The organism is Actinomycetota bacterium (assembly GCA_041658565.1).
Taxonomy (GTDB): Bacteria; Actinomycetota; AC-67; order AC-67; family AC-67; genus JBAZZY01.
This window is the reverse complement of record JBAZZY010000020.1, coordinates 1-14,300: the sequence shown is the minus strand read 5'-3', so window position 1 is coordinate 14,300 and position 14,300 is coordinate 1. Positions and strand designations below refer to the sequence as shown.

The following is a 14,300-nucleotide window of genomic DNA, read 5'->3' as shown; positions in this document are numbered from 1 at the left end:
CCTCCGCGCCGGTATCATTGGCCGGCGATGAACAAGACACTGAGAATCGGCCAGCTTGGATGCGGGATCGTCGGCTCGGCAACGCTGCGCATGCTGGCGACAAACGCTGAGGACATCCGCCGCCGCGTGGGCGCGGATCTCGAGGTTGTTTCCGTCGCCGTGCGGAGCTTGAGCAAGGATCGGGACGTCCCTTCCGGGACCGAGGCGCTGTTCACGACCGACGCGCACGAAGTCGTCAACCGGGCCGACGTCGACATCGTCGTCGAGGTCATGGGCGGAATCGAGCCTGCGCGATCGCTGATCCTTGAGGCCTTTGCCAACGGCAAACCCGTGATCACCGCAAACAAGGAGTTGCTCGCTTCGCTCGGGCAGGAGCTTTTTGAGGCCGCCGACGCGAAGGGCCTCGATTTGTATTTCGAAGCGGCGGTGGCCGGGGGGATTCCTCTGATCCACCCGCTGAAGGAGTCGCTGGCCGGCGAACGCATTCGCAAGGTGATGGGCATCGTCAACGGGACGACCAACTTCATCCTCACGCGCATGGAGGAAGAGGAGCTGGAGTTCGGTGAGGCGCTGGCCGAGGCGGAGCGCTTGGGCTACACCGAACTCGATCCGAGCGCCGACATCGAGGGCTTCGACCCTGCCGCGAAGGTTGCCATCTTGGCCAGCATCGCGTTCAACGCGCGTGTGGTGTCCGGTGACGTATACCGCCAGGGCATCGCCGATATCACTGCGCAGGACATCGCATTCGCGCGCCGGCTGGGGTACACGGTGAAACTGCTGGCGATCGCCGAGCAGCAAGACGGCGAGATCGCAGTGCGCGTGCACCCGGCGATGGTCCCGAACCACCACCCCCTTGCGAGCGTTCGTGAGAACTTCAACGCGGTCTTCGTCGAAGGAGAGAACGTCGGTGAGTTGATGTTCTACGGGCGCGGCGCCGGCGGGGGGCCGACGGGCACGAGCGTCGTCGGCGACATCATCGACGTGGCGCGCAACATCATCTCGGGCGGACGCGGCGTCGGTTGCACCTGCTACACCGACAAGAAGATCCGCCCGATCGAGGCGATGTACTCCCAGTACTACATCTTGTTGAACGTGGCCGACCGGCCCGGCGTCCTTGCAACGGTCGCGCACGCTTTCGGTGACCACAACGTGTCGATCAAGAGCGTTTGGCAGGAAGGGACCGGTGACCAGGCGCAGTTGGTGCTGATCACCCACCGCGCTCTCGAGAAGGACTTGCAGGCGACGCTTGGAACGCTGAAGGGTTTGGACGACGTCACTAAGATCACCAGCGTTATGCGCGTCGAAGGCGGGGAGGCGTGAGCCGGCCGGGGTCTCGTGTCTGGCGGGGCGTGATCGAGGAGTATCGCGATCGCTTGCCGGTGTCCGAACACACGCCGGTGGTCACCCTTTGCGAGGGGGGTACGCCGCTGATCTTGTCGGGTCCGCTTTCCGAGCGCACCGGCGCGCGCGTCTACTTGAAGTACGAGGGTGCGAACCCGACCGGGTCCTTCAAGGACCGCGGAATGACGGTGGCGATCAGCAAGGCGCTCGAAGAGGGCGCGAGGGCTGTGATCTGCGCCTCGACGGGGAACACCTCGGCGAGCGCCGCGGCGTATGCAGCGAAGGCCGGGATCGATTGCGTGGTGCTGGTGCCCGAGGGGAAGATCGCTCTCGGGAAGCTGGCCCAAGCGCTGGTGCACGGCGCGCGCCTGTTGCAGGTCGCCGGGAACTTCGACGAAGCGCTGAACATGGCGCGCGATCTGGTCGAGCGGTATCCGGTCACGCTGGTGAACTCGGTCAATCCTTTCCGGATCGAAGGCCAAAAGACCGGGGCATTCGAGGTCTGCGATTCGCTGGGGCGCGCGCCCGATTATCACGTCATGCCGGTCGGCAACGCCGGGAACATCACGGCGTACTGGCGCGGGTACCGCGAGGCGCGCGACGCCGGCGACATCACCTTTCTGCCGAGGATGTTCGGTTTCCAGGCCGCCGGTGCCGCGCCGATCGTGCTCGGTCATCCCGTTGAGAAGCCCTCGACGATTGCGACCGCGATTCGCATCGGCAATCCCGCGTCCTGGCAGCAGGCGCTCGAGGCGTCGCGGGATTCTGAGGGCGCGATCCGCGCGGTGAGTGACCGCGACATCCTGGTGGCTTACCGGATGCTCGCGCGTGAGGGTGTCTTCGTGGAGATGGCTTCGGCCGCGTCGGTGGCCGGCCTGTTGCACCTTTCCGACGAAGGATTGATCGCGCCCGACACGACCGTTGTCTGCGTGCTCACGGGCCACGGACTCAAGGACCCCGACTGGGCGATCGCAGGGGCTCCCGAGCCGATCGTCATTCCTCCCGACCCCGACATCGCCGCGCGGGAGTTGGGATTGTGACCGACGCTGTCGCGGTGCGCGTATCCGCGACGGTTGCGAACCTAGGCCCCGGGTTTGACTGTCTGGGACTCGCGCTCGACCGGCACAACGAGATCATCGTCGAGCGCGCGCCGGCGCTGTTGATCTCCGCTGAAGGCCCCGGGGCGCAGGCGGTGCCGACCGACGGATCCAACCTTGTTGCTCAAGCGATCGCATCGGTGACCGGCGAGGTGCCGTTTGTCCGCATTCATCAGCGGATCGCGATCCCGTTCGGCCGGGGGCTCGGCTCGAGCGCGGCGGCAATCATCGGGGGACTGGTGGCGGGACGAGTTCTGTGCGACATCGCCCTCAGCGATCAGGATCTGCTCCGGTTTGCGGTCGCGATCGAGGGCCACGCCGACAACGTCGCGCCATGCTTGTTCGGCGGGGTCACCGCGACGGCGGGTCTTCAGACGGTTCGAATCGATCCTCCGGCGGGGCTGCGAGTGTTGATGTGTGTGGCGTCCGAGGCGATGTCGACGGAGGCTGCGCGCGCGGCACTGTCGCCGAGAGTCTCGCGCGCCGACGCCGTAGCAGGCTTGGCGCACACCGGCGTGCTCGTTGCGGCGCTCGCCACGGGGTCGACCGATGTGTTGCTTGCTGCAACCGAGGACGTCTTGCATCAACCGAGCAGGTTTGAACTGATGCCCGCCACAGCGGCGGTCGTGCGCGCGCTGCGAGATCGGGGGATTGCGGCTTTTCTGTCCGGTGCCGGACCCAGCGTGGCCGCCTTCGTTGAGGAAGCCGCGGCCGACGCTGCCGCCGAGTTCGCGCGTTCGATCGTGCAGCCGGGATGGGATGTCCGGGTTGCACGGATTGACCCGAGTGGTGCGCGCGCCGAAGTCCGTTAGCCGAACTCCGCAAAACCTCCTTCTGCGCTTGCGCATCGCGCAAATGCACAGGTGTCGTGACGACGACGGGCCGGATACCTATTGATAGTTTCGTGCTATTGGCCGGAGATGCCGCGTGGGCGACCATGGTTGACGTGTGATATCGAAGTCGCTCGCGGCCTCTGAGGCGCCGAACTCGTTTCGAAGGACGCTTAGGGTCGCGGCGCAGGCGGTTGACCGACTTCTGGAGGGACGGTGTCCGTGCACGAGTCGGCTGGAGTAGAACTGCTCGCCACCCGCGCGCCCGTAGCGCCTCTTTCGCCCGGTTCCTTTCGAATCATGATTGCCGATCCCGATCCGTATCTTGCATTCCTTGTTCAGCGGCTGTTCCCCAGGGCCGTCGTCGAAGAGGTGCTCGAGGGGGCCGGTACCGGTGCGACATCCCCGCCCGATGTCCTTTTGGTAGATCTGGACCGGAGGGACGCGCCCGCGGTGCCGGGAGCGACCAAAGTGATCGGCGTCCGACAAGGGCCGGGAGACGCGGAGTCGCCGCCCGACGGCGTTGTCGGCGTGCTGATCCGTCCGTACTTGCCGTCCGAAGTGCGTGGAATGATCCGGCGCGCGCTTGGGGTGGAGGAGGCTCCGGCCGAGTCGATTCAGCGCCGGTCGCGTCCGCCCTGGGCGTTGGACGCCGCGCGCATCGGCGCCGTCGCGCTGGCCGCCGTCTTGGAATTGACCTCGAGCAGCGCGGGGCGCTGGCGGGGAACGATTCTCGCCGTCGCGTTTGCGTACGTGGCGTTGCGGATCTTCATCCGACCGGCGCGCGCAGCCTCTGCGGCCGACGTCGTGATCGGCGGGATCCTGGTCGGGCTGACCGGTGGCCTTGCGAGCAACTATGCGCCGTTCGCTCTTGTCGCCGTCATCGGAGCGGGAGTGTCGTACGGCGTTGCGGGCGGTGCCTTCGCCGGTGCTCTGGCAGCGTCGGGAGCCATGTACGACATCGGCTCGCAGGTCTTTGCCCGGTCGCTGCACGCATACGAAGCGGCGGCCTGGTGCGTCGCGTTCGTGCTGGGGGGTCTGGCCGGCGGACTGGCGCGCAGCGTTCGTCGCGCGTCGGACCCTGAGGGGATGGAGACGCTCGCCGAGGCCAACCGCGTTCTGTCCACCCTCTACCGGATTGCGCGCGCCGTTCCGGAGAGTCTCGAGGTAGGGGCGATCGCTTCGGCGGTCATGTCCGAGGTGCGCGAGGTGCTGCGCGCGCCGGCCGGCCTCATCGCGATCAGTGACGCAGGTAACTTCGGCATCGCGTCCTCATTTGGCTTCCCGCGCCCGGAGGTACTCGCCGGCTGGGCGGAGACGATGTCCCTTCAGCCGCTTCAGTGGCACGCGGCGGGATTCATCCCGGGAGCGGCGTTGCCGCCGGAGCGGACCGAGTCGCTCGGTGCGCACGACTGCTATGTCTTTGCTCCTCTGCGTCGTGATGGAGTCCTGCTGGGGGTCATCGTGTGTGCTTGTCCGGACGAGGCTCACCACGAGCGGAATCGCATGTTCGTGCAACAACTGGCCGACGAAACCGCCGTTGCGATCGAGAACGCTCAGTTGTTCGGGCGCGTACGGGAACTGTCGATCGACGAGGAAAGACGACGGCTGGCGCGCGAGCTGCACGACGGTGTCGCACAGGCGCTTACGCATCTCCGCCTTGAGTTGGACTTCATGTCGCGGTACGGAGGCATCGCCGACGAAGATGTTCGGTCGGCGATCAACCGGCTATCTCGCGTGGTGGATCGAGCCGGTGAGGATGTGCGGGGGATGATTGGGGGTTTGCGTTCGCCGGTGTCGACGGACGGACTTGCGCGGTCGTTGGGCGCATACCTGCGCGATCTGCGCGGAATCGGCGGCCCTGAAATCCTGTTCGATGCCGTCGGTCCGGTGCATGTTCGTCCCGAGGTCGAGGCGGAGGTGTTTCGCATCGCGCAGGAGGGGGTGTCGAACGCATTGCGTCACGCCCGGGCGACCCGGATTCGCGTGGTCCTTTCGGCGAGCGGCGAGAGGCTTCGTCTCGCGGTCGAAGACAACGGGGTCGGGATGCCGGATGGTGCCGGGATGGGGAACGGTCTCGGGTTGACGGCGATGCGGGAGCGCGCGGCGCGAATCGGCGCCGGCATCTCGGTGTCCGGAGTGCAGGGAGGCGGGACCCGAGTCGAGGTCTTGTGCTCTATTCAAAGCGTTGGTGCGGCATGACGGCGTGCGATGGGGAGATGAAGGCCATGACTCGCGTCCTTGTGGTTGAAGATCACACCTTGCTGCGTCAGAGTCTGGTGAAGACCATAGGTGCGGAGGATGGGTTCGAAGTCGCAGGCGAGGCATCGCGAGGAGATGAAGCCGTTCACGAGGCCCTGAAGGTGAAGCCGGACGTGATCCTGCTGGACATCGCTATTCCCGGAGGCAGCGGCCTTGACGTCGCTCAGAGATTTCGCGCGTCGTCCCCCGGAGTGCGGATCCTGTTCCTCACGATGCACGACGACGACGCCAGCATCTCCCGAGCCATTAGCCTCGGCGCCGACGGGTACATCTTGAAGACGGCGTCCACTGCTGAGCTGATCCTCGCGTTGCAAACCGTTGCGGAGGGGAACTCCTACCTCAGTCCGGCGATTGCGCGGCGAGTGATCGATCTCGCCGGTTCACGCGGGTCGGGCACCGCGCTCACCGGGCGCGAGCTGGAAATCCTGCACTTGCTGGCTTCCGGTGCCCGGCCGGCCGAGGTAGGTACGCGGCTGTTCGTTTCGCTGAAGACCGTGAAGAACCACCTCACGAACATCTACGCGAAGCTGGAGGTTCAGACTGCAGCCCAGGCAGTCGCCGAGGCGTACCGGCGGGGCTTGGTTGCGGTGGGAACCGGCTGAGAGAGCAGTTCCGCTACTCCGCGTACCGTTCATCCACGAGCCGCTCTGCGACCAGACCTCCGGACGGGTTGAAGCGGAAGTAGACGAAGTCCTTGCGGAATTCCAGGTCCAGCGTGGCAGGTCCGCCCCGGTTCTTCTCGATCGAGAATACGGTGTAGTCCCTGAACGTCTTCGCCCGAACGGTGTCGTATGCGAGGTGGACTTTGGACACGGCGCTGGTCTTGTCGTTCAGGATGATCGCGACGTCGGCCTCGTACGCGAGCGCGGCCGATGAGCTGAGGTGGTTCAGTCGGACACGGCGAGCGGACAGCCCGTCTCGGTCGCCGGCCACCACGGCCACCACGGGAATCCGGTGGCTGAGGGCGAGTTCCTTCAGCGCCTCCACCACGCGGGTGGCTTTCTCGGCGTCGTCGGCGGACTCCGGGTGAAGCGCCACTTTCTGTAAGTAATCGACAAATAGGACCGTGACGTCGTCTTTGCGCTGCTCAACCATCTCTTCGAGGGCCGGCACGCCGGTGCGCACGCTGGAGCACCGAACGAGCCACAGCCGCTCGGCATACTCTCGGACTCGGCCGTAGGCGCGGCGAACGAACTCCTCGCGCGTCAGGACGTCGGCGAGGCGCGCACGTCCCTCTGCGACGTCGCGGAACCCCTCCCGCAAACGCTCGATGTGTTCGTCGCCGTCGTAGCGAGGCAACTCGCCGAGTTCCAGCGCGATAAGTCGCGTAAGCAGCGCGGTTTCGTCGTGTTCGTAGCAAGCGTAAATCGCCGTGCCGCCGGCCATTGCGATCGAGCGGGCCCATTGCAGCGTTGCGATGGTCTTGCCGACACCCGGAGGTCCTCCGACGACCATCAGTTCTCCTGCGCGAAGTCCTCCGCCGAGCGCGTGGTCGAGCGGCTCGAAATGGGTCGGGATGGGAATCAGCTCGCGCGCGAGGGCGACGTCCTGATCCTGCAGGTCATCAATGAGTCCGGCGACCGTGCGCGGCGCGGCGGGCGCGTGGCCCGCGGAGTTGGCAGCCTGTGACATGTCTTCTCGCCTCCACTATGTGGGCGCAGGTCGACGGCAGGTTGGCCGATCGACGGTGGTCTTCCGAGTGCGCACCAATGTCTAGCAATGGATTGTGCATACATATCGGCGCCAAGTGAATAGGACATTCGTCCCGGTTGACTGAGGACGATCGACGATTCGATTCGGGGCGCAGGCCTCATGACGAGGAAATGCGGCGTCCGTATCGTGGCCACATGACCAATCCAGTGATCGCTCCCTACCGGAGGCCCTCATGTTGACGATTCGAAGCCTGCGCATGTTGGGGCCGTGGGTTGTCGGTCGATGCAACTTGCGAAGCGAGCGCGCGGCGGCCGCGGTGGAGTACGCGATCATGCTCGTCTTCATCGCAGTGGTCATCATCTTGGGTGTCGTGGCGTTGGGGAACCGTGCTGAGTCGACCTTCGATTGCACAGCGACTTCTATCGGAGACAAGGGAGCCACCAAGTGCTGAGGCGCGAACGCCTGAGCTGCGTGGCCGTGATGGAGTTAAGAAGGAGGTGAAAAGCATGCGCATTATTCGCTTGGCGCGCTTCACGGGGACGTGGCTCGCAACTCGCCTTCAGGTCAAGAGTGACCGTGGGGCGACGGCCGTGGAGTACGGCGTGATGGTGGCACTGATCGCCGCGGTCATCATCGTCGCGGTTATGACCCTAGGCCAGCAGGCCAGCTCGACGTTCAATTGCACGGCGGAAGCGATCAGAACCAAGACGAACGGCTGCGGGTCCTAGCCCGCCGGGAGCGGCTTCGGGCGGGGATGCCCGCCCGAAGCCGTCCGGAGTATCGCTGACTGTGGGAAAGGAGAACGTGATGGACGAACGGTCGTTCCGCGGAGAACGAGGAGCATCAGCGGTGGAGTTCGCGATTGTTGCATCGCTGTTGTTCATGATTCTCTTCGGCACGATCCAGTTCGGGATCGCGTTCAACCAGTACCAAGGCGTTCAGGCTGCGGCTCGCGAGGGCGCGCGTACCGGCTCGCTGCCGCAGGCGACTGTGGACGACATCGTCACACGAGTTCGCGACTCCGTAAGCATTGTGGACGGCTCGGCGATCCAGGTCGGCTGCCCCGGTGCCCTGGCCGTGGGTCAGGGATGCGTGGCGATCACGCCGACGGGATCCGGAGCGTTTCAGCCGTGCAATCTGCGAACGGGGCAGACCGTGCGGGTGTCGGTTCAGTACCGAGCCTTGATTCAAATTCCGGTGTGGAAGTCGCCGGCAGTGACGGTGACCGGGGATGGTGAATTCAGATGCGAGTGAGTCATGAGGGGAGGCGGCGGGTCATGCGAATTCGTCGCGTCGGGCAAGAAGAACGTGGAATCAGCGCGGTCGTTACCGCCGTTTCGCTCGTGGGGCTCATGGCGGCGCTAACGCTGAGCGTTGACGCCGGCAACTTGTGGCAGACTCGTCGCAACATCATCACCGCGACCGACGCCACCGCACTGCAAGAGGCTCGGACGGCTGCACTGCTGGGTCCTGCCGCCGCGTGTCAGAACTGGAATGACCTGCTAGTCGCGAATGCCGGGAGCGACGTGCAGCCGATCGACTGCAATGTGACGTCGGACGCGCTGGGCTTAAGCGGCTACGTCACGGTCGAGGCGCGGAAGCCTGCGGCCGTTCGCTTCGGCGGCGTTCTCGGGCTGGATCAGCAGTCGGCGTATTCCATGTCCGCCGCGGAGTGGGGACTGCTCAGCGAGGTCGAGGGGCTGCGGCCGATCGGCATCTGCCTGCAGAACGCCCACGTGCAGGGATACCTGAAGCTCGGCCTCGATCTCGGGATCCATCCGTCCGCCGGGGTTCACCGCATCATGTACACGAAGGACCAGCCGACGGCTTGCGGGACGGGATCTCCGGGGAACTGGGGGTTCATGGACTTCGACGGCGGTTCCAACTCGAACTCGGACCTCGTTAGCTGGCTGCTCAATGGGTATCCGGGAACGGTCGGAGTAAACGACTGCAACGCCGACGGGGCTTCCGGCGATTCGTGTCAGGCGGACACCGGGTCCTCCGGTGGAAGCATCTCAAGCACCCTGAGCACGCTGCGCGACTCAGGTGAACCGTTCACGGTCGTGGTATTCGATACCGCCGTGTCTCAGGGGGGAAATGTTCGCTACAGGGTGTTCGCATTTCTCGGTGTGAAGTTGCGCAACTTCCGAGTGACCGGACCTGAGGCCCTTCGCTACTTCGACTTCGAATTCACCAAGGTCACGGTGACGGGAAACTGCTGCACCGCGACCGGGCGAGACACAGGCGTCTACGGGGCTCGCATTTGCGCCGTGGACCACGACCCTGTTTCCGCCGCAGTGCGCTGTCTGTGACCGATACAAAGGGAGGCCGGCTGTGTCTGCAATTTCGATCCACAAGCGAACCGCGGCGCTCGTCCTTGCGGTGCTGCTTGCCGCGCTGGCGACGATGGCGCTCATCTCGTATATGCGCGGGCTGGAAACCAAGGCCTTTGCCGGGGTGGAATCGGTGACGGCCTTCGTCGCCAAAGACAACATCCCGGCAGATACGTCGGCGGATTCGGCGTTGTCGCAGGGCTTGATTGCGAAGACATCGATTCCTCGGAAGGTCCTTGCTGAGGGAGCGATTACGACTCTCGAGCAGATCCGTGGACAGGTGGCGACGGTGACCATTCTCAAGGGAGAGCAGATCGTCGCAGCTAGGTTCGCGGCTGTGGCCGAGGCATCGGGGCTTCTTCCGATTCCCGCCGGCCGCCAGGCCGTCACGGTGCAGACCGACATCCCGCCGGCCGTTGGCGGATTCGTGCAGCCGGGCGACCACGTGTCGGTCATCGCGAAGATCGACGTGACCGGTGCCCAGGCGGCTCGCCTGAGCTCGTCGCTCTTGGATCGTTCGAGCGCGGCGTCTTCTGCCGCATTGCCGGTAACGGTGGTGCACTTCTTGCTCCAGGACGTGCAGGTGCTTGCGGTCGGAAGCGATGTCGCCGGAGCCGCCGCAACTACCGACAAGGATGCGAAGGCAGACGCTGCGCAGAGCCAGGTCATGCTGACGCTGGCTGTGAGCCCTGCGGACGCCGAGCGAATCGCGTACGCGGTCATGGAGGGCCAGATCTACTTCACGCTGCTGCCCAAGGGACAGGACGCGGCGAAGACCTCCGGCCGATCCAAGGCCAACCTGTTCCGCTGAGAGGAGAAGAGATGGTTGTTGTCGTTGATCCGGACCGTGCGTTCCGCGCTCGGGTAATCGAGCAGTTGGCGTCCACGTCCGACGTGTTGGAGTTGGGCCGGATCCCTGAGTTCGATGAACTCCTGGCAAAGGGGCGGCAGGATTTGGCCGTCGTCGTTCTGGGTCCGGGACTCAGGGTGGATGGGGGTCTTGCGCTCGCCGGGCGGATTCAGATCACGGCGCCGGAAGTGAGCGTCGTCCTGGTAGCCGAACGCCTGACTCCGGACTCCCTGCAGGACGCGTTGCGGGCGGGCGTTCGTGACGTGTTGCCCATCTCGTTTACGCCGGCACAGCTTATGAAGGCCGTCGCGCACTCCGAAGATGTGTCGCGCCAATTGCGCACGCGCTCGACGAACGGGCACTCCTCCGAGAAGTCCGACGGCAACAAGATTGTCACGGTCCTCAGTTCGAAAGGGGGGGTGGGGAAGAGCTTTGTTGCCTCGAATCTGGCCGTCTTGCTCGCCCGGCGAGACCGGCCGGTCGCCCTGCTCGATCTGGACCTGCAGTTCGGGGATCTCGCGATCATGCTGCAACTGTTTCCCACGCGGACGATTTGCGACGCGGCGCGGGACCTCGACAGGCTGGACGATGAGGCGCTGGCTCGATATCTCACTTTGCACCGGTCCAACGTTTCGCTGATGGCTGCGCCGTTGGAGCCGGGGCTGGCCGAAACGGTGTCGGCCGACGCCGCGCTCACGATAATGCGGATGCTGAAGAAGAAGTTCGCCTATGTGATTGTCGACACGCCGCCTGCATTTACCGACCACGTGCTTCAGGCGATCGATGAGAGTGACATCCTGGTGTCCGTGACCACGCTCGATGTTCCGAGCATCAAGAATCTCAAGATCTCGTTTCAAACACTGGGCCTGCTCGGCGTCGATCCCGACCGGGTGCGATTGGTCCTTAACCGTGCAGACAGCAAGGTGGGGCTCAACATCCGTGAGGTCGAGAAGACGCTCGGAAGAAGCGTCGACATTCGCATTCCGTCCAGCCGTGACGTGCCGTTGTCGGTGAACCGCGGAACCCCCCTGGTGCTCGAGGACGCGAAGTCGCCGATCAGCTTGGCGTTGTCGAAGCTTGCTGCAGGAATCGAGGAGTTCCGGCGGGAGCCGGTCGCCGAGCCAGCCAATGGGCGGCGGTTTCAACTTGGGAGGAAGCGATGACTCTGTACGAACGGCTGTCGCGCGCGCGCCAGGACGACGGGCCCCCGCCCTTGTACGCAGTGGGCGAGGACGAGGCTTCGGGGCGCGCGCCCGACTCGCTCGCCGGATTGAAGCGCAAGATCCATCAGGCATTGCTGCATGCGATGGGCCCGAAGCTTTACGACACCCAGATGACGGCAGAGCAACTTGAGTCCCGCGTGCGACAGGAATTGGCCTCGGTCCTCCAACACGATGACACTCCGTTGTCGGCGTCCGACCGCCAGCGCCTGATTGCCGAGACGACGGATGACATCCTTGGATACGGACCGATCGAGCCGTTCTTGCGGGATCCGACGGTCACCGAGGTTATGGTGAACGGACCATCCACCGTCTACATCGAACGCGACGGGAAGCTTGAGCGGACGGTCGCGAGGTTCCTGGACGAAGCGCATTTGCGGCGCACGATGGACAAGATCGTCGAGCAGGTCGGTCGGCGCATCGACGAGGCTCAGCCGTACGTGGACGCGCGCCTGCCGGACGGGTCGCGTGTCAACGCAGCAATCCCGCCGATCTCCATCGACGGTCCGGTGTTGACCGTGCGCAAGTTCGCGCGGGAGCCGTACAACGTGCAAGACCTGATCGCCTTCGGAACGTTGACCGAGACCGTCGGACTGTTCCTTGAGGCGTGCGTGCGCGGCCGGATCAACATCCTGGTTTCCGGAGGCACCGGCTCGGGTAAGACGACGACGCTGAACGTGCTGTCCTCGTTCATCCCGTCGGATGAGCGCATCCTTACGATTGAAGACGCAGCGGAACTTCGCCTATTGCAGCCGCACATCGTGCGCCTGGAGCACCGGCCTCCCAACATTGAAGGACGCGGTGAAGTCACGATTCGTGATCTGGTGCGCAACGCCCTTCGTATGCGTCCCGATCGTATTGTCGTCGGCGAGGTCCGCGGCGGCGAGGCGCTGGACATGCTGCAGGCCATGAACACCGGTCACGACGGATCGATCTCGACCGTGCATGCGAACTCGCCTCGGGATGTCATTGCGCGGCTGGAGACCATGTGCCTGATGGCCGGCATGGACTTGCCGGTGCGCGCGATCCGCGAGCAGGTCGGTTCGGCGGTGCAGTTGATCGTGCACCTCGCCCGGCTGAGGGACGGCTCCCGTCGCATGACTCACGTCACCGAGGTCGCCGGCATGGAGGGTGACATCATCACGCTGCAGGATCTGTTCCTGTTCGACACGGGGATGGGAGTGGACGAGACCGGGCGGCACCAGGGGCACATCAAGTCGCTCGGGCTTCGTCCGAGGTTTGTCGATCGCCTCGCCGATCAGGGAATCAAACTCGACGCGGCTCTCTTTGCGCCGGAGCGCATGGCGAGGGGATCGGGGCGATGAATCCGTCACGCCGGACGACCGCCGGACTCGTTTGCAGTCTCCTGTTGGTGGCGTACATCTATGCTCTCGCCAAACCAGCAGTGGGTGTCGAGGCTGCGACAGTCACCATCCGCGAGGCCGCTCTCTCCGAGAACGGTCACGCGCGCCTGATCGTGTCGGTTGCGGGTGCCGGTGACGCTGTTCTCGGGCGAGATGCATTCGCGGTCACTGAGGCGGGCGATGCGGTTCCGTCGCTGACGGTGACGCCCCTGCTGGAAGCCCATGCTCAGCCGGTGACGGTGGCTCTGGTGTTCGACGTGAGCGGAAGTACGGCGGGAGGTCCGCTTGTGGACGCTAAGGCGGCCGGCAAACGGTTCGTCTCGCTGCTTCCGGCCGGGGTCCGCGTGATGGTTGTTTCCTTTGGGCCGCGGGCATCGGTGCGCCAAGGCCTCACTGCGGACCACGGGGCGCTTGCGCGCGCCATCGGCGGGCTGACCGCCTCGGGCGGCACGGCCATGTACGACGGGATCGTGCTCGCCGCGACGCGGCTGGCCGGAGTTGCCGCGCAGCACAACATCGTGTTGTTCAGCGACGGCAAGGACACCTCCAGCGTGCGGACGTTGTCTCAGTCGGTCGCCGCAGCGAAGAGGGCCTCGGCGCCGGTGACCTCGGTAGGGCTCGTCACTCCGGACTTCGACGCCACGGCACTTGCAAGGATCGCGGACGCCACCGGCGGGCGAAGCCTGCGGGTCGGGCAGTCGGCTCAACTTGGAGCGGCGTTCGGACAGGTGGCAAAGGACATTGCTTCCCAATACGTGCTGGAGTTCGAGTCGGGCGCTGCGCGGACCAAGGAGATCGAGCTCGCCGTCACGCTGCGAGCCGGTGCGCTCTCGGTGTCCGACTCGGTCGTCGTACTGAACCCGAGGACCGGACTACCACCGCCGCTCCCGGCGATCTCTGCTCCCGATGCTGAGGCTGCTCCGCCGATCCGCGCTTTCGCCGGCCGCACGGGACTGTACGTGGGCGTTGGATCTGTGTTCCTAGCGCTCATCCTGCTCCTCGGGGTGTTGATGCCTCGTCCGGGCGCGCGCGGCGGCGATCGCCTGCTGCGAAGCATGCGTGCGAAGACCAAGTCGCGGAACAGGGGCGCATCCGACGACGAGCGTCACGGGCTGGCCGGAAGCGCCATTGCGCGCACCGCAGTTCACCTGGTTGAGCGAGCACCTAAGCGTTCCGGTTTCGAGGAGCGTCTACAGATGCGGCTGGATCGCGCGGGTTGGCCGCTGCGGGCCTCTGAGTTCGTTGTGCTGCAAGGGGCTGGAGTGGCGGCCGGGGCTTTGGTCGGTGTGGGGTTGCTTCAGCGCTGGTGGCTCGGAATCGTGCTGGCAGTCATAGGCGGCATGGTGTTTC

Annotated in this window: 14 protein-coding genes; 13 read left to right on the top strand and 1 reads right to left on the bottom strand. The window is 65.1% G+C overall.

What is annotated here, in order from left to right; genetic code table 11:
* The first annotated feature begins 27 nt into the window (after nucleotides 1-27).
* The 5 genes from WDA27_10310 (at nucleotide 28) to WDA27_10290 (ending at nucleotide 6,132) form a co-directional block, all read left to right on the top strand.
* The gene (locus WDA27_10310; protein ID MFA5891320.1) at nucleotides 28-1,320 is read left to right on the top strand and encodes a homoserine dehydrogenase; all 1,293 of its coding nucleotides are present in this window, start codon (nucleotides 28-30) and stop codon (nucleotides 1,318-1,320) included.
* Nucleotides 1,317-2,381, top strand: a complete 1,065-nt coding sequence (thrC, locus tag WDA27_10305) for a threonine synthase (GenBank protein MFA5891319.1) — start codon at nucleotides 1,317-1,319, stop codon at nucleotides 2,379-2,381. The genes WDA27_10310 and thrC overlap by 4 nt, the downstream gene beginning before the upstream one ends.
* Nucleotides 2,378-3,250 (top strand): homoserine kinase, encoded by an 873-nt coding sequence (thrB, locus tag WDA27_10300; protein MFA5891318.1) that lies wholly within the window; start codon nucleotides 2,378-2,380, stop codon nucleotides 3,248-3,250. Before thrC ends, thrB begins: the two co-directional genes overlap by 4 nt.
* A gap of 318 nt (nucleotides 3,251-3,568) precedes the next feature.
* A complete protein-coding gene (locus WDA27_10295) occupies nucleotides 3,569-5,470 on the top strand; it encodes a GAF domain-containing sensor histidine kinase (GenBank protein ID MFA5891317.1) in 1,902 nt (633 codons plus the stop codon).
* Between the two features lie 17 nt (nucleotides 5,471-5,487).
* Nucleotides 5,488-6,132 (top strand): response regulator transcription factor, encoded by a 645-nt coding sequence (locus tag WDA27_10290; protein MFA5891316.1) that lies wholly within the window; start codon nucleotides 5,488-5,490, stop codon nucleotides 6,130-6,132.
* A gap of 13 nt (nucleotides 6,133-6,145) precedes the next feature.
* On the opposite strand, the gene WDA27_10285 is transcribed toward WDA27_10290, so the two are convergent.
* The gene (locus tag WDA27_10285) at nucleotides 6,146-7,162 is read right to left on the bottom strand and encodes a DnaB-like helicase C-terminal domain-containing protein (protein ID MFA5891315.1); all 1,017 of its coding nucleotides are present in this window, start codon (nucleotides 7,160-7,162) and stop codon (nucleotides 6,146-6,148) included.
* 253 nt (nucleotides 7,163-7,415) lie between these two features.
* On the opposite strand from WDA27_10285, the gene WDA27_10280 reads away from it, so the two are divergent.
* From WDA27_10280 to WDA27_10245, 8 genes are all read left to right on the top strand, one after another.
* The gene (locus tag WDA27_10280) at nucleotides 7,416-7,634 is read left to right on the top strand and encodes a Flp family type IVb pilin (protein MFA5891314.1); all 219 of its coding nucleotides are present in this window, start codon (nucleotides 7,416-7,418) and stop codon (nucleotides 7,632-7,634) included.
* Between the two features lie 55 nt (nucleotides 7,635-7,689).
* Nucleotides 7,690-7,911, top strand: coding sequence for a Flp family type IVb pilin (locus WDA27_10275; protein MFA5891313.1), 222 nt, complete (start codon nucleotides 7,690-7,692; stop codon nucleotides 7,909-7,911).
* A gap of 79 nt (nucleotides 7,912-7,990) precedes the next feature.
* Nucleotides 7,991-8,437 carry a TadE/TadG family type IV pilus assembly protein gene (locus WDA27_10270; GenBank protein MFA5891312.1) on the top strand — a complete coding sequence of 149 codons (447 nt, stop codon included), beginning with the start codon at nucleotides 7,991-7,993 and terminating at the stop codon, nucleotides 8,435-8,437.
* Between the two features lie 23 nt (nucleotides 8,438-8,460).
* A complete protein-coding gene (locus WDA27_10265) occupies nucleotides 8,461-9,495 on the top strand; it encodes a hypothetical protein (protein MFA5891311.1) in 1,035 nt (344 codons plus the stop codon).
* A 22-nt stretch (nucleotides 9,496-9,517) separates the two neighbouring features.
* The gene (cpaB, locus tag WDA27_10260; GenBank protein MFA5891310.1) at nucleotides 9,518-10,327 is read left to right on the top strand and encodes a Flp pilus assembly protein CpaB; all 810 of its coding nucleotides are present in this window, start codon (nucleotides 9,518-9,520) and stop codon (nucleotides 10,325-10,327) included.
* Nucleotides 10,328-10,338: 11 nt separating this feature from the next.
* Nucleotides 10,339-11,529 (top strand): P-loop NTPase, encoded by a 1,191-nt coding sequence (locus WDA27_10255; protein ID MFA5891309.1) that lies wholly within the window; start codon nucleotides 10,339-10,341, stop codon nucleotides 11,527-11,529.
* Nucleotides 11,526-12,911, top strand: coding sequence for a CpaF family protein (locus WDA27_10250; protein ID MFA5891308.1), 1,386 nt, complete (start codon nucleotides 11,526-11,528; stop codon nucleotides 12,909-12,911). The genes WDA27_10255 and WDA27_10250 overlap by 4 nt, the downstream gene beginning before the upstream one ends.
* The coding region (locus tag WDA27_10245; GenBank protein MFA5891307.1) for a VWA domain-containing protein at nucleotides 12,908-14,300 on the top strand (1,393 nt) is incomplete at its 3' end. The genes WDA27_10250 and WDA27_10245, both read left to right, overlap by 4 nt.

Bases quoted from the DNA above. Each gene is read 5' to 3' on its own strand.
- WDA27_10310 (MFA5891320.1), top strand. From the start codon at position 28: ATGAACAAGACACTGAGAATCGGCCAGCTTGGATGCGGGATCGTCGGC.
- WDA27_10295 (MFA5891317.1), top strand. From the start codon at position 3,569: ATGATTGCCGATCCCGATCCGTATCTTGCATTCCTTGTTCAGCGGCTG.
- WDA27_10290 (MFA5891316.1), top strand. From the start codon at position 5,488: ATGAAGGCCATGACTCGCGTCCTTGTGGTTGAAGATCACACCTTGCTG.
- WDA27_10285 (MFA5891315.1), bottom strand. From the start codon at position 7,162: ATGTCACAGGCTGCCAACTCCGCGGGCCACGCGCCCGCCGCGCCGCGC.
- WDA27_10280 (MFA5891314.1), top strand. From the start codon at position 7,416: ATGTTGACGATTCGAAGCCTGCGCATGTTGGGGCCGTGGGTTGTCGGT.
- WDA27_10275 (MFA5891313.1), top strand. From the start codon at position 7,690: ATGCGCATTATTCGCTTGGCGCGCTTCACGGGGACGTGGCTCGCAACT.
- WDA27_10270 (MFA5891312.1), top strand. From the start codon at position 7,991: ATGGACGAACGGTCGTTCCGCGGAGAACGAGGAGCATCAGCGGTGGAG.
- WDA27_10265 (MFA5891311.1), top strand. From the start codon at position 8,461: ATGCGAATTCGTCGCGTCGGGCAAGAAGAACGTGGAATCAGCGCGGTC.
- WDA27_10255 (MFA5891309.1), top strand. From the start codon at position 10,339: ATGGTTGTTGTCGTTGATCCGGACCGTGCGTTCCGCGCTCGGGTAATC.
- WDA27_10250 (MFA5891308.1), top strand. From the start codon at position 11,526: ATGACTCTGTACGAACGGCTGTCGCGCGCGCGCCAGGACGACGGGCCC.